Raw genomic sequence first — 14,588 nt, forward strand, 5'->3', positions numbered from 1 at the left:
TGTCGGTGCCGTGCGCAAGGATGGTCAGGTGCCTGAAACGCCCGATCCGCTGAGCAGGTTCAGCGAGCCGACCCGGACCTGGTTCCGGGCCGCGTTCGCGGAGCCGACGCCGGCGCAGGCGGGTGCCTGGGAGTCGATCGCGAGCGGTCGCCACACCCTGGTCGTCGCGCCGACGGGATCGGGCAAGACGCTCAGCGCCTTCCTCGCCTCGATCGACAGCCTGCTGACCACGCCGACGCCGGACGACAAGACCAAGCGCACCCGGGTGCTCTACGTCTCGCCCCTCAAGGCACTCGCCGTCGACGTCGAGCGCAACCTGCGGGCGCCGCTGGCGGGCATCCGGCAGACAGCGGACCGCCTCGCAGTCCGCAGTGATGCGCTCCCCGACGTCCGGGTCGGCATCCGCTCGGGTGACACACCGGCCAACGAGCGCCGTACTCTCACGACCCGGCCGCCGGACATCCTGATCACCACGCCGGAGTCGCTCTTCCTGATGCTGACCAGCCGTGCCCGCGAGTCGCTGCAGGGCATCGAGACGGTGATCATCGACGAGGTGCACGCGGTCGCCGGCACGAAGCGCGGCGCCCACCTGGCGGTCACCCTCGAACGGCTCGACGCGCTGCTGGCGCGCCCCGCCCAGCGGATCGGCCTCTCCGCGACCGTCCGCCCGACCGAGGAGGTCGCCCGCTTCCTCGGGGGCCACGCCCCCGTCGCGATCGTCGCCCCGCCCGCCCACAAGGCGTGGGACCTGCAGGTGGTGGTCCCGGTCGAGGACATGACCGAACCCGAGGCCGGGCGCCCCGAGGTCGAGGAGTACGACGACCTAGGCGACTCGGTCGCGCGGCGCCGGGCCAGCATCTGGCCCCATGTCGAGGAGCGGGTCGCCGAGCTGATCGGCCAGCACCGCTCGACGATCGTCTTCGCCAACTCCCGCCGCACCGCCGAACGACTGACCGCGCGCCTCAACGAGATCGCGACCGGCGAGAGCGCCGACGGCGCGGTCCCGCCGGCGCAGGTGATGGCGCAGTCCGGCGCCTCGGCCGGCTCCGTGCCACTGATGGCCAAGGCCCACCACGGCTCGGTCTCGAAGGAGCAGCGCGCGCAGATCGAGGACGATCTCAAGGCCGGCCGGCTGCCGGCGGTGGTCGCCACCAGCAGCCTCGAGCTCGGCATCGACATGGGCGCGGTCGACCAGGTCCTGCAGATCTCCTCGCCGCCCAGCGTGGCCAGCGCCCTGCAGCGTGTCGGACGGGCCGGCCACCAGGTCGGCGAGACGTCGAAGGGCGTGTTCTTCCCGCAGCACCGCGGTGATCTCGCTCCCGCTGCGGTGTCGGTGGCCCGGATGCGCACCGGCCGCATCGAGGCGCTGCGGATCCCCGCCAACCCGCTCGACGTCCTCGCCCAGCAGGTCATCGCCGCGACCGCCCTCGACGAGTGGGACGTCGAGGAGCTCTTCGACACGTTCCGCCGCGCCGCGCCGTACTCCTCGCTCCCGCGCAGCGCCTATGACGCCGTCCTGGACCTGCTGGCCGGCCGCTACCCCAGCGACGAGTTCGCCGAGCTGCGCCCGCGGATCACCTGGGACCGGGTGACCGGCCGGATCGCGGGGCGTCCCGGTGCGCAGCGGCTGGCCGTGACGAGTGGCGGCACGATCCCCGATCGCGGGCTCTACGGCGTGTTCCTGGTGGGCGGCGAGGGACCGGGACGCAGGGTCGGTGAGCTCGACGAGGAGATGGTCTACGAGAGCCGGGTCGGCGACGTGTTCGCACTGGGCGCCACGAGCTGGCGGATCGAGGACATCACCCACGACCAGGTGCTGGTCTCGCCGGCGCCCGGCGTGCCCGGCCGGCTCCCGTTCTGGAAGGGCGACACGCTCGGCCGGCCGGCCGAGCTCGGCGCGGCGGTCGGCGCGTTCACCCGCGAGCTCGCCGCACTGCCCGACGACCAGGCGCGGGCCCGGGCGCGGGCCGACGGCCTCGACGACAACGCAGCGACCAACCTCGTGGGCTACGTCCGCGAGCAGGTCGACGCCACCCGCCTGGTCCCGAGCGACACGACGCTGCTCGTCGAGCGGTTCCGCGACGAGCTCGGCGACTGGCGGCTGGTCCTCCACTCCCCCTACGGCACCGCCGTGCATGCCCCGTGGGCGCTGGCGATCAATGCCCGGTTGCGCGAGCGCTACGGCCTCGCCGGCCAGGGCAGCCAGGCGATCGCGTCCGACGACGGCATCGTGATCCGGATCCCCGACACGGATGCCGAGCCGCCGAGCGCCGACCTGGTGGTCTTCGAGCCCGACGAGATCGAGGAGATCGTCACCCGTGAGGTCGGCGGGTCCGCCCTGTTCGCGAGCCGCTTCCGTGAGTGCGCCGGCCGCGCCCTCCTGCTGCCGCGCCGCGACCCGGGCCGCCGCAGCCCGTTGTGGCAGCAGCGCCAGCGGGCCGCCGCGTTGCTCGAGGTCGCGGCGCGCTACCCGTCGTTCCCGATCGTGCTCGAGACGGTCCGCGAGGTGCTCAACGACGTCTACGACCTGCCGAACCTGACCGCGCTGCTCACGCGGGTGCAGCGGCGCGAGGTCACGGTCACCGACATCGAGACCAGCGCGCCGTCGCCGTACGCCCGGACGCTGCTGTTCGGCTACGTCGCCCAGTTCGTCTACGAGGGCGACTCCCCCATCGCCGAGCGCCGGGCCGCCGCGCTCACCCTCGACCAGGGCCTCCTCGCCGAGCTGCTCGGCCGGGCCGAGCTGCGCGAGCTGCTCGACCCCGACGTCCTTGCCGAGGTGGAGGCCGAGCTCCAGCGGGTCGCCTCCGATCGCCGGGTGCGCGACGCCGAGGGCATGACCGACCTGCTGCGCCTGCTCGGTCCGCTGACCACCGACGAGGCCGTCGCCCGAGCGGTCCCCGACTCGCCGGTCGCCGACTGGCTCGCCGACCTCGCCGCCGCGCGCCGGGTGGTCCGGGTCCGGATGCCGTACGGCGACGCCTGGGCCGTCGTCGAGGACGTCGCGCGACTGCGTGACGGGCTGGGTGTGCCGGTCCCACCGGGCACGCCGGCCACCTTCACCGAGCCGGTCGAGGACCCGCTGGCGGACCTGGTGGGTCGGTACTCCCGCACCCACGGACCGTTCACCGACCGGCAGGTCGCCGAGCGCCTCGGCCTGGGGGCGGCCGTGGTCCGCCACACGCTTCAGCGCCTCGAGGCCCAGGGGCGGGTGCTGACCGGCGAGTTCCGCCCCACCGGCGTCGGCGACGAGTGGTGCGACGCCGAGGTGCTGCGCCGGCTCCGGCGCCGGTCGCTGGCGAAGCTTCGCCACGAGATCGAGCCGGTCGAGCCGATGGCGCTCGCCCGGTTCTCCGCGGCGTGGCAGCAGGTGTCGGGCGGGCGCGGTCTCCGCGGCATCGACGGCGCGCTGCGCGCTGTCGAGCAGCTGGCCGGAGCACCGGTGCCGGCGTCGGCGCTCGAGCCGTTGGTCCTGGCGTCCCGGGTGCGCGACTACGAGCCGGCGTACCTCGACGAGCTCACCGCGACCGGCGAGGTCGTCTGGGCCGGCCACGGCGCGCTGCCCGGCAGTGACGGCTGGGTGTCGCTCCACCTGGCCGACCAGGCGCCGCTGACCCTGCCGGACCCACAGACCGAGATCGACGACGAGCTGCAGCGCCAGGTGCTGACCGCGCTGGCGCCCGGGGGCGCGTGGTTCTTCCGCCAGCTGAGCGACTCGATCGGCAGCATGGACGATGCCGCGCTGAGCACCGCGCTCTGGGAGCTCGTGTGGTCCGGCCGGGTCAGCAACGACACCCTCGCGCCGCTCCGCTCGCTCACCCGGGCCGGCCGTCCTGCCCACCGGACCCGCCAGGTCGCCCCGCGCCCCGGTCGGGTGGCCCGCTCCGGTCCGCCGGAGACCGCGGGCCGGTGGGCGCTGCTGCCCGCGATCGACACCGACCCGACCCGCCGCGCGCACGCGACGGCGGAGCGGCTGCTCGACCGGCACGGCGTGGTCACCCGCGGCGCCGTCGTCAGTGAGCGGGTCCCGGGCGGCTTCGCCGCCGTCTACCGGGTCCTGTCGGCGTTCGAGGACTCCGGCCGCTGCCGTCGTGGCTACTTCGTCGAGGGGCTCGGCGCCGCCCAGTTCGGCACCGCCGGCGCCGTCGACCGTCTGCGCACGTTCTCGGCCGTGCCCGAGCACGACAAGCCGGTCGCGATCGCGCTCGCTGCCACCGACCCGGCCAACCCCTACGGTGCCGCGCTCCCTTGGCCGCCCGGTGAGTCCGACGGCGGGCACCGCCCCGGTCGCAAGGCGGGTGCGATCGTCGTACTCGTCGACGGCTCCTTGGTCCTCTACGTCGAGCGTGGCGGACGCACGCTGCTCACCTGGAGCGACGAGCCCGAGCTGCTCGGACCGGCGGCGGAGGCGCTCTCGACCGCGGTCCGGCGCGGGACCCTCGGCAGGCTCACGGTCGAGAAGGCCGACGGCGCCCCGCTGCTCGGCTCCGGTCCGAGCGCGCTGCGCGCCGCGCTCGATGCCGCCGGCTTCGTGGCCACACCCCGCGGTCTCCGGATCCGGGGCTAGGCGGAGGTACGCCCGGATGCCCGAGGGTGACGCCGTCTTCCTCACCGCCCGTCGCCTCGACCGCGGCGTCGCCGGCCAACGGCTGAAGGCCTCCGACTTCCGCTGGCCGTCCCTGGCGACCGTCGATCTTGCCGGCGCCGTCGTGCTCGGGACCGGCACCCACGGCAAGCACCTGCTCACCCGGCTCGACCACGACGGTCGGCAGCTCACGCTGCACACCCACCTCAAGATGGAGGGTGTCTGGAGGGTCCTGGACGCCGGGCAGCGTTGGCCGCGGCCGTCGCACGAGGCGCGGGTGGTGCTGCGGACCGAGTCCCGGGAGGCTGTCGGCTTCGCGCTCGGCCTGGTCGAGCTGCTCCCCACCGCGGACGAAGCCAGCGTCGTCGGCCACCTCGGTCCCGACCTCCTGAGTCCCGAGTGGGACGAGGGCGAGGCGCTTCGCCGCCTGATCGCAGACCCGGCCCGGGTCCTCGGGGAGGCGCTGCTCGACCAGACCGTGGTCGCCGGGATCGGGACGATCTACCTCGCCGAGGTCTGCTTCCTCCAGGGCGTGCACCCGCTCGGCCCGGTGAGCGCCGTAGCCGACCCCGGTCGGTTGCTGCGGCGGGCCCGGCAGCTCCTCCAGGCCGGCGTCCGCCACGGCCGCCCGACGACCGCCGGCGACCGCCGGGGATCAGTGTGGGTTTACCGCCGCCAGCGCCAGCCGTGCTTGCGGTGCCGCACCACGATCGTCGCCGGCGAGGTCGGCGGCGAGGGACGGGAACGGACGACGTACTGGTGTCCGTCCTGCCAGCCGTTGACCTGACCCGTGAGCACGCTCCCACGTCCCTGAGACGACCCTGAGGTTCGACCACTCCGGGAACGAGGGCCTGACCATCAGCGTTGAATTGGACATGCACCACCACTACAACGGACTGAAGACCGCCGTACTGTTCGCGGCCATCATCGGCCTGCTCCTGGCCGTAGGTGGCACGATCGCGGCTGCCACCGGCAACGCGATCTTCATCTGGGTCTTCGCGCTGATCGGCGTCGGCACCACGGCCTACGGCTACTGGAACTCCGACAAGCTCGCCATCCGTGCGATGCACGCCTCCCCGGTGACCGAGGCGCAGCAGCCCGCGATGCACCGGATCGTGCGCGAGCTCTCGACTGCGGCCGGCAAGCCGATGCCGCGGCTCTACGTGTCCCCCACCGACGCACCCAACGCGTTCGCCACCGGCCGCAACCCCGAGCACGCCGCGGTGTGCTGCACCGAGGGGATACTGCGCCTGCTCGACGAGCGCGAGCTGCGCGGCGTGCTCGGCCACGAGCTGATGCACGTCTACAACCGCGACATCCTCACCTCGTCGGTCGCTGCAGCCGTCGCCGGCGTGATCAGCGCGGTCGGCCAGTTCCTCGCCTTCACGTCGATCTTCGGCGGCGGCAGCGACGAGGAGCGGCCCAACCCGTTGGCCATGATCGCGATGGCGCTGCTCGCGCCGTTCGCCGCGATGGTGATCCAGCTCGCGATCAGCCGCACGCGGGAGTACGACGCCGACGAGGACGGCGCCCGACTCACCGGGGACCCGCTGGCGCTCGCCTCGGCGCTCCGCAAGCTGGAGCTCGGCACCCAGCGGGCGCCGCTACCGCCGACTCCCCAGCTGCAGAACGCCAGCCACCTGATGATCGCGAACCCGTTCCGCGCCCAGGACCTGTCGCGGCTGTTCGCGACCCACCCGCCGATGGCGGACCGGATCGCCCGGCTCGAGGCCGCGGCACACCAGCAGTCCCGCTAGCCGTCACACCGGTCCCACCACTCACATCACCCAGGGAGAACTGGCACTTGTCGGCCGTTGCAACGCCCGACAAGTGCAGGGATCCCCGGTCGACCGGGGATTCCTGCGCCCGCCGTCAGGCGGCGGAGGCGACGACCTGGTCGGACCGCAGCGGCGCGATCGGCGTCGGCACCAGCGCACCCTCTTCGACGGCCACCGCGTCGGCGACGTCGCGCAGCACCTGGGAGAGCGGCACCTCGAGTGCGTCACACAGCGACGCGAGGAGCTCGGAGGACGCTTCCTTCTGGCCGCGCTCGATCTCGGAGATGTAGCCGAGGCTGACGCGGGCGACCCCGGAGACCTCGCGCAGGGTCAGACCGAGCTCAGAGCGGCGCTCGCGCAGCACATCACCGAGCATCCGACGAAACAGCGCCATGCCGATCTCCTCTCGTCTTCCCGACCCTCTCCGCACCGTGGAGCGTGCGGTCTTCGCCCAACGCTACCCGAGGCCCGAATGTTCCGCTGCGCGACCGGCCGACGACCGCCCGACAGCGTCCATCATGTCCCCCAGCGCCGACAGTGCCCGAGCGACGGTCGCCGCCTGGATCTCGCTGCGATCGCCGTCCAACGCGAGCTCGAGGACCTGGGTGTCGTCCGGCGCCGCCACCGCGATGAAGACGGTGCCGACCGGTTGCCCCTCCTGGGTGTCCGGCCCTGCGACGCCGGTGGTGCTGACGCCGTACGTCGCGCCCAGCAGGCTCCGGGCGTTCTCGGCCATCGACCGGGCGCACTCCGCGGAGATGACGCCGTGGTCGTCGACGAGCGCCTCGGGTACGCCGAGCAGGGAGATCTTGACCTCGGTGGCATAGGTAACCACGCCGCCCAGGAAGGCGGACGACGCTCCCGCTCCGTCGGTCAGGCGAGCGGCGAGCCGGCCGCCGGTGATCGACTCGGCAGTCGCGACCGTGGCTCCCTCATCGGTGAGCCGGTCCACGATGGGGTCGGGGTCGGTCATGCGCCGATGGTAGATGCTGGCACCACAGGAGAAGGGGGCCGGCCCGCAACGCGAGCGGCCACCTCCGCACGGGGGTCAGTTCCGCGGTCCGTTCCGGACCGTCACCGTGGCCGTTCCCGTCCCGGGTGCGACCGAGGCGTCACCGTCGTACGAGATCGTGACCTCGTGGACGCCGCGTGGCAGCGAGCGCGCGGGAATCCTGACCGTCGCCCTGCCGTTCACGAGCGTCGCCGACCCGAGCACCACGTCGCCGGCGGACAAGGAGACCTGCCCGGTCGGCACCACACCGTCGGCGGTCACGGTGACCGCCATGGTCGCGGCGGAGCCGTAACGGACCGTCACGTCGGCGCCGGACGCCGTCGCCGTGGCACGTCCGACGACGATCGGGACTCTCACCTCGGTGCCGGTGGCAGCGCCGACCAGGGTGAGCGTCTGCGGGCCGGTCGGCGTGCCGGCCGGGATCGGCACGTCGACGTGCGCCCTGCCGTAGGTGTCGTAGACGGCGGTCCCGATGGTGTTGTCGAGCGTGGCGGTGCCGAGCTCGGTGTCACCCAGCAAGACCTGGATCTCCGCGTCCTTGACGTCGTCGGCCGTGGACATGGTCCAGGACGCCACGTCGAAGGTGACGTCGCCACCGATCGAGTAGCTGTCGGCGACGTTGTGCACCTCGACCGCGCGCTGGCTGTAGTCCACCGCCAACGGCGTGTCACCGGTGTTCTCGTCCATGTAGGTCACCATCGCCTGCAGGTCGGTGACACCCCACTGCGCCTTGTCCGTCCCGCCGGCGAAGGCTCGGAAGTTGTCACCACCCGCAGCCAGGAACGAGTTCACCGTCACCGAGTACGACGTCGCGGGGTCGATCGCGACCCCGTTCAGCCACATCCCGGTGATCTCACCTTCGAACGTCGGAGTCCCGTTGACCGTGACCGGAGTCTCCACATAGGTGTAGGTGAAGCCCTCCGAGACACCCAGCCGCAGGAACGGCCGCGAGGGGACCGTGCCCGAAGGCCCGTCCGCCGTGCGCTGCCACTGCTGCTCCAACGCCGTCTCGATCTGGGCACCGGTCATGTCCATGTTGGTCAACCCGTTGGCGAACGGCTGCACGTTGGCGGCCTGCCGGTAGGTCAGCTCACGAACATCACCGTTCAAGGTCCCGACCATGTCGGCCCGCAGGCCGCCGGGGTTCATGAACGCGATCTGCGCACCACCCTGATCGGCCGGCGTCTGCTCGCGCTGCACCTCGGCCACCAGGTTGCCCAAGGTCGACTCGCCACCACGGTTCTCCGTGGTGCCGTTGGCCAGCTTGGCCCGGTTGAACGGGGCCTCGATCTCACCCAGCACCTGCGCCCCGATCGGGAACGCGTAGTCGATCGCGTCCTCCACGATCTGAACCACAGCCGGGTCCTCGGGGTAGTTCGCCTCGGTCAGCGCCAGGATCGACTGCGTCTTCGCCGCAACCTCACCCGTCGCCGCGTCCACGGTGAACACCAGCCTGTTCAGGTTCTGGCCGTACTGACCGGCCGACACCACCGGACGCTCGGTCACCGCACGGTCACCGTCGACCCACTCCTGCACCGGGAAGGAGCAGTTGTAGGCCAGGTGGGTGTGACCCGAGATGATCGCGTCCACGTCCGCCGAGGTCTCCTGGGTGATGCGGCCCCACACCGTGGACGGGTCGGTGAAGTTCGCGTCCGCACAGCTCGTGCTCGGCGAACCCTCGTGCACCAACAGCACCACGACGTCCGCACCGCCGGCCCTCAGGTCAGCTGCCGCCGCGTTCGTCGCGTCCACGATGTCCGTGACCGTGACACCCTCGATGCCGTCCGGCGACACCAGCGCAGGCAGATCCTCGGTCACCGCACCCACGAACCCGACGGTGATCCCGCCGACGTCCTTGGCCCAGGTCTCCGCCAGGTCGTCACGACCCGCCGGCTCCTCGACGTTGGCAGCGATGTACTCCCAGTCAGCCAGGTCATCAACCCGACCCACCAGGTCCTCGTAGCCCTGGTCGAACTCGTGGTTGCCGGCTGCCGAGACCTCGAGGCCCGCCTCGTTGAGTGCGTCGATCGTCGGCTCGTCGTTCTGGACGAACGACTCGAACGTCGTCCCACCGACCAGGTCACCCGCCGCAGCGAACACCGTGTTCAGGTTCGAGGCCCGCAGCGACTTCACCGCACTCGACAAGACAGCCGCCGGACAAAGCACCGGACCGACCGGGTTGGTCGCCTGGGAGTCGTCGCAATGCAGACCCGCAACCGTCTCATCCCTGACCAACCGACCGTGGAAGTCGTTCGTACCCAGGATCTGCACCTCGGTCGTCTCCCGCTCCACTGCGATCGACACCGGGATCTCGGTGCCGGTCTGGGCACCCACCTGGGTCAGCTCGTGGTCGCCGGTGGAGATGTCCGCTGGCAGGGTGACGCTCACGGACGCCTTGCCGTAGCTGTCGTACGGGCGGATGCCGATGGCGTTGTCGAGCGTCGCCGTGCCGAGCTCGGCTTCGCCGAGCATCACCTGGATCTGGTTGTCCTTGGTGTCCCCGGCGTTGGACATGGTCCACGAGGCCACGTCGAACGCGACCGTGTCGCCCGGTGCGTAGACCTCGGGGGCCGTCTCCGGGAACTCGACCTCGACGGCGCGCTGGCTGTAGTCCACCTCGAGCGGTGCCTCGGGCGTGAACTGGTCCATGTACTCGACCATCGCTGCGAGGTCGATCTTGCCCGTGTCGACCTTGTTGGCCCCGTTGGCGAGCTCGTGGAAGTTGTCCCCGCCGGTGCCGAGGAACGAGTTCACCGTCACCGAGTACGTCGCTGCGGGGTCGATCGCGACACCGTCGAGCCACATGCCCGTGACCTCACCCTGGAAGGTGCTGACCGGCGCCGAGTTCGGCGCGCTCACCGTCGTCGGGGTCTCGACATAGGTGTACGTGAAGCCCTCGGAGGCACCGAGCCGCAGGAACGGTCGCGACGGGACCGAACCGGTGGCCGTCCGCTGCCACTGCTGCTCGAGCACGGTCTCGATCTGGGCACCCGTCAGGTCCATGTTGACCAAGGTGTTGGCGAACGGCTGGACGTTGGCGGCCTGACGGTAGGTCAGGTCACGCACGTCACCGTTGGCCACGCCGGCCATGTCGGCGCGCAGGCCGCCCGGGTTCATGAACGCGATGTCCGCCTGCACACCCTGGTCCGGCAGCTGGGTCGCCCAGCGCTGCACCTCGGCGACCAGGTTGCCGAGGGTCGACTCGCCACCCCGGTTCTCGGTCGTGCCGGAGGCCGGCTCGTAGACAGCTCGCTTGAACTGCCCGTCCATCTGGCCCAGCACGTCATCGCCGATGTCCTCGGCGTAGAGCACTGCCGCGTCGACGATGGCCTGCACCTCGGGGTCGGGCTGGTAGCCGACGCCGGCGGTGCCGACCACCTCCTGCTCGATCTCGAGGAGCTCGCCCGACGTGGTGTCGAAGTTGAACACCAGCTGATTGAGGTTGGTGCCGTACTGACCGGCGGAGACGACCGGGCGACGCTTGACGATCCGATCGGCGTCGGCCTGCCAGTCCGCCACCGGGTAGCGGCAGTTGTAGGCCAGGTGGGTGTGGCCGGAGACGATCGCATCCACGTCGGCCGAGGTGCTTTGGACGATGTGGCCGAACACGGTGGCGTCGTCGGTGAAGTTCGCCGATGAGCAGTCCGTCGACGGCGAGCCCTCGTGGACCAGCAGGACGACGATGTCCATGCCGGCAGTCTTCAGCTCGGCTGCCTCTTCGTTGACGGCCTCGACGATGTCGAGCACGCCGACGTCGGTCAGGCCTGCGGGGTTGACCAGGGCGGGGAGGTCCTCGGTGACCGCGCCGACGAATCCGATGTCGACGCCGTCGACGGTCTTGGTCCAGCTCTCGGCCAGGTCGTCGCGCCCCTCGGGCTCGTCGATGTTCGTGGCGATGTACTCCCACGTTGCCCGGTCCTGGACCCGGCCGACGAAGTCCTCGTAGCCCTGGTCGAACTCGTGGTTGCCGGCGGCCGAGACCTCGAGGCCCATCTCGTTGAGGGCGTCGATGGTGGGCTCGTCGTCCTGGACGAACGATTCGAACGTCGAGGCACCGATCAGGTCGCCGGCCGCCGCGAAGATCGTGTTGCCGGGAGGCGCCTCCGCACGCAGCTCGTCGACCGCGGTTGCGAACGGTGCCGCGCCGGCGGCGTTGCCGGCATCCGGCAGCAGTCGGCCGTGGAAGTCGTTGGTCGCGAGGATCTGGATCTTCTTCGGCGTGACCGGCGTGAAGTCCGGCAGGTCGAGCCCGACGATCTCGGGGTTGTGGTCCGAGGTGGCGAACGGGTCGTTCGCGTTGTAGAAGATCGTCGCGTTGTAGTTGTAGCGGCTGTACTGGTAGGCGATCGACTCGTTGGCGTTGATCTGCCAGATGTCGGCGCCGGTCTTCAGGTCGATGGCGGCCGCGTTGCCGAGCACGTGGTCGAGGGATCCGGAGAGGCCACTGAAGGAGTAGCTCTCCTCGGCCGGGTCGTCGGTCGACTCGATGAGCTCGAAGCCGCCCGCCTCGAGGACGTGGATCGGCTCCTCCTCGCTGTAGGAGTTGAAGTCACCGGCCAGGAAGACGGCCTCGATGTCGCGTGCTGCAGCGAACTCGTCGGCGAACTGCACCAGACGGGTCGCCTGGCGCACCCGGTCGCCGTTGAAGGCGCCCACGAGCGGGCTGTTGGCGTTGTCGCCGGACGCCGGCGGCGCCGGCGAGGTGTTGTCGCCCTTCGACTTGAAGTGGTTGACGATGACGGCGAACGCGTCGCTGTTGGGCGCGCCTGCGGCCTTGAACGCCTGAGCCAGCGGCTCGCGGGCGTTGGCGAACTGGGTGGTGCCGAAGAGGATGTCCGACTGGCCGACCGGGACTACCGCGGCCGGCTGGTAGATGAACGCGTTGCGGATGACGTCCTGCTCGGCGACGGCGCCGGCGTTGGTCGCCTCACTGGGGCTCTTGACGTACTTCCACTTCGTGGTGCCGGCGGCGTCGTTGAGGAGCTCGACCAGGTGTGCGAGGGCGTCGTCGCGGTTGGTCTCGCCCGGGAGCTTGATGGAGTTCTCCATCTCCTCGAGCGCGATGACCTCCGCGTCGAGGGCCTCGATCGTGTTGACGAGCTTGTCCTCCTGGCGCTCCAGGCTGACCTGGGTGGCGGCACCACGCGGGCCGCTGCCGTTGTTGGTGTTGGCCTCGTTGGCCGGCGTGTCCGGGTTGTCGAGGTTCTGGACGCCGCAGGAGTCGTTGCCGATCCGGTTGCCCTGCCGGTCGTTGAAATAGGTGCACCGGGTGTCGAGCGGCGGGTCCTGGATCGGGCCGGAGGCGGCGTACGCCTCGCCCGTGGTGTTGAAGTAGTTGAGGACGTTGAACGTCGCGATCGAGATGTCGCCGCCCACGTCGGCCGGAGTCAGGTTCTCCGCGCGGGTGTCCTCGAAGGTCACCACGTTCGAACCGGGGTAGGTGGCGTCGCCGGTCACCTGCCGGCGGGGCTGGAACTTCCAGATGCTGTTGCGCCAGTCGAGGATGACCGGCGACTGGAGGGTCGCCCGTGCGCCGACCCGCGGCGGCGAGGCAACCGGGTTGCCGTTGCCGGCGGTGAGCCAGGGCAGCGGCACCGCCTTGTTCGTGTTGTTGGAGAGATAGTTGAAGCTCGCGCCGTCGTCGAGCGTCACGGCGCGAGCCGCGTTGTCGTCGATGATCGCCTGGATGCCTGCGGTGTCGCCGGGCGACGCGAACTCGGTCGGCTGCCGCAGCGGGGTGTTACCGGTGGCGAGGCCGATCTCGGCGAAGCCGTTGGTCTGGAAGGTGTTGGTGATGGTGAAGGTGTCGGTGGGCGCGAGCAGCATGCCCTCCTGCGCCTCGCGGCCCGCGGTGGACGTCGGATAGGCGATCTCGAGACCTGTGACCGCGGCGAGCGGGCTGCCAAGCTCGACGACGTCGGCCGCGCTGGCGGGCGTGATCTGGGTGCTGTCGAAGAACTCGCTGACCGGGCCGGTGACCTGGACGGAGTCGCCGAGGGCGATGCCGACCGGGATGTTGACGGCGTTGCTGCCGCCGAAGATGAAGAGCGCGTCGGAGGCGCCCGGGGTGGCGTCGGTCGCGCCGCCGGTGCCCGCGGTCTGCACGAACATGCCGTTGAAGCCGCCCGTGCGGTAGAGCGCGGTGACGACACCCTGGACCGTCTTGACGTCGCCGGGCGTGTTGCCGGTCGCGGGCGCGAACGGCGAGCGCGAACCGGTGCCCTGGACCTCGTGGATCGGCGTGACCTCGGCCGGCTGGTTGACGGTGAGCGTGAACGTGACATCGTCGGTCGCGGCCGCGTCGTCGGTGACGGTCGCGGTGATCGGGAAGGCACCGGTCTCGGTCGGCGTACCGCTGAGCTCGCCCGCGGTGGACAGCGTCACGCCGGCAGGGAGGGTGCTCGCGGTCGCCCAGGAGTACGGCGGCGTGCCGCCCGTGGCGTCGAGGACGACCGGGGTCATGGGCTCGTCGACGACCGCCTCCGCGTCCGGCTCTGCCGTCGCGGCGAGCGCCACGGGCTCGTCGGTGTCATAGCCGTTGGGCGTGCCCTTGCCGTTCGCGGCCGGACCGGTCCAGGTGTTGTTCTCCAGTCGCTGGAGTGAAAGTCCGGCGAGCTCGGTGCCAGCCTCGGACACACCGATGTCGGTAGACGTCTGACCGTTCGCCGGCCCGTTCGTCGCCGCGAACGAGCCCTCGTACGACAGGAACTCGACAACCGTGCCGCTGTTCACCAGCGCCAATCCGTCCGGCGCACCGTTCTGGAGCCCGGCGATGTCGAACGCGAGTGCTCCCCAGCCGTCTGCCTGGTCGGTCGTCGTGCCCGAGAGGTTGGTCGTGGGTGTGTAGGTGACACCCCCGGTGCCGTTGTAGAGCACGATCGAATAGCCCGTCAGGTTCATGCCCGCGGGCGCGGTGACCTCGACGAACTCACCGACGTCGGCGCCGGTGTTGTCGTAGTGGAACTCGGAGATGAAGACCCCACCGACCGCCTGGGCGGATGGGACAGGGAAGGCAAGGGTGAGACCGGTGACGGTCAGTCCGAGTCCGAGGACTCCGGTCAAGACCTGACGAGCTGAAGGCATGAGGCACTTTCCGCGAAGACGAGCACGACGAGGAGACCTGCCTCGCGGGCGGATTGCTTGGCGTCGCGAGCAGACGTGGGGGAAGTCGCACTGACCCTAAGTCCGATCACCGACAATCGCGCAAGGAATT

Annotated in this window: 6 protein-coding genes; 3 read left to right on the forward strand and 3 right to left on the reverse strand. The window is 70.9% G+C overall.

Going from position 1 to position 14,588, the window contains the following annotated elements; translation table 11 throughout:
• Positions 1–28: 28 nt before the first annotated feature.
• The 3 genes from D0Z08_RS15980 to htpX all read left to right on the forward strand — a co-directional run bounded on the left by D0Z08_RS15980 (position 29) and on the right by htpX (position 6,342).
• Positions 29–4,567: an ATP-dependent helicase gene (locus D0Z08_RS15980; protein WP_118926245.1), complete on the forward strand. Its 4,539-nt coding sequence runs from the start codon at positions 29–31 to the stop codon at positions 4,565–4,567.
• 16 nt (positions 4,568–4,583) lie between these two features.
• Positions 4,584–5,372 (forward strand): DNA-formamidopyrimidine glycosylase family protein, encoded by a 789-nt coding sequence (locus tag D0Z08_RS15985; protein ID WP_118926246.1) that lies wholly within the window; start codon positions 4,584–4,586, stop codon positions 5,370–5,372.
• 88 nt (positions 5,373–5,460) lie between these two features.
• Positions 5,461–6,342 carry a zinc metalloprotease HtpX gene (gene htpX, locus D0Z08_RS15990; RefSeq protein WP_118926247.1) on the forward strand — a complete coding sequence of 294 codons (882 nt, stop codon included), beginning with the start codon at positions 5,461–5,463 and terminating at the stop codon, positions 6,340–6,342.
• Between the two features lie 115 nt (positions 6,343–6,457).
• Here htpX and D0Z08_RS15995 read toward each other — a convergent pair whose 3' ends face one another.
• From D0Z08_RS15995 to D0Z08_RS16005, 3 genes are all read right to left on the reverse strand, one after another.
• Positions 6,458–6,763 (reverse strand): helix-turn-helix domain-containing protein, encoded by a 306-nt coding sequence (locus D0Z08_RS15995; protein WP_281271744.1) that lies wholly within the window; start codon positions 6,761–6,763, stop codon positions 6,458–6,460.
• 57 nt (positions 6,764–6,820) lie between these two features.
• Entirely contained in the window at positions 6,821–7,336 is a 516-nt protein-coding gene (locus D0Z08_RS16000; RefSeq protein ID WP_118926249.1) for a CinA family protein, read from the reverse strand.
• 75 nt (positions 7,337–7,411) lie between these two features.
• Positions 7,412–14,458 (reverse strand): ExeM/NucH family extracellular endonuclease, encoded by a 7,047-nt coding sequence (locus D0Z08_RS16005; RefSeq protein ID WP_182481333.1) that lies wholly within the window; start codon positions 14,456–14,458, stop codon positions 7,412–7,414.
• Between the last annotated feature and the right edge of the window lie 130 nt (positions 14,459–14,588).

Origin of the sequence: Nocardioides immobilis, from assembly GCF_003515065.1 — a bacterium.
Classification (GTDB): domain Bacteria; phylum Actinomycetota; class Actinomycetes; order Propionibacteriales; family Nocardioidaceae; genus Nocardioides; species Nocardioides immobilis.

Excerpts from the sequence above, each read along its gene's own strand:
- D0Z08_RS15985 (WP_118926246.1), top strand. The coding sequence starts at position 4,584 with ATGCCCGAGGGTGACGCCGTCTTCCTCACCGCCCGTCGCCTCGACCGC.
- htpX (WP_118926247.1), top strand. The coding sequence starts at position 5,461 with ATGCACCACCACTACAACGGACTGAAGACCGCCGTACTGTTCGCGGCC.
- D0Z08_RS16000 (WP_118926249.1), bottom strand. The coding sequence starts at position 7,336 with ATGACCGACCCCGACCCCATCGTGGACCGGCTCACCGATGAGGGAGCC.
- D0Z08_RS16005 (WP_182481333.1), bottom strand. The coding sequence starts at position 14,458 with ATGCCTTCAGCTCGTCAGGTCTTGACCGGAGTCCTCGGACTCGGACTG.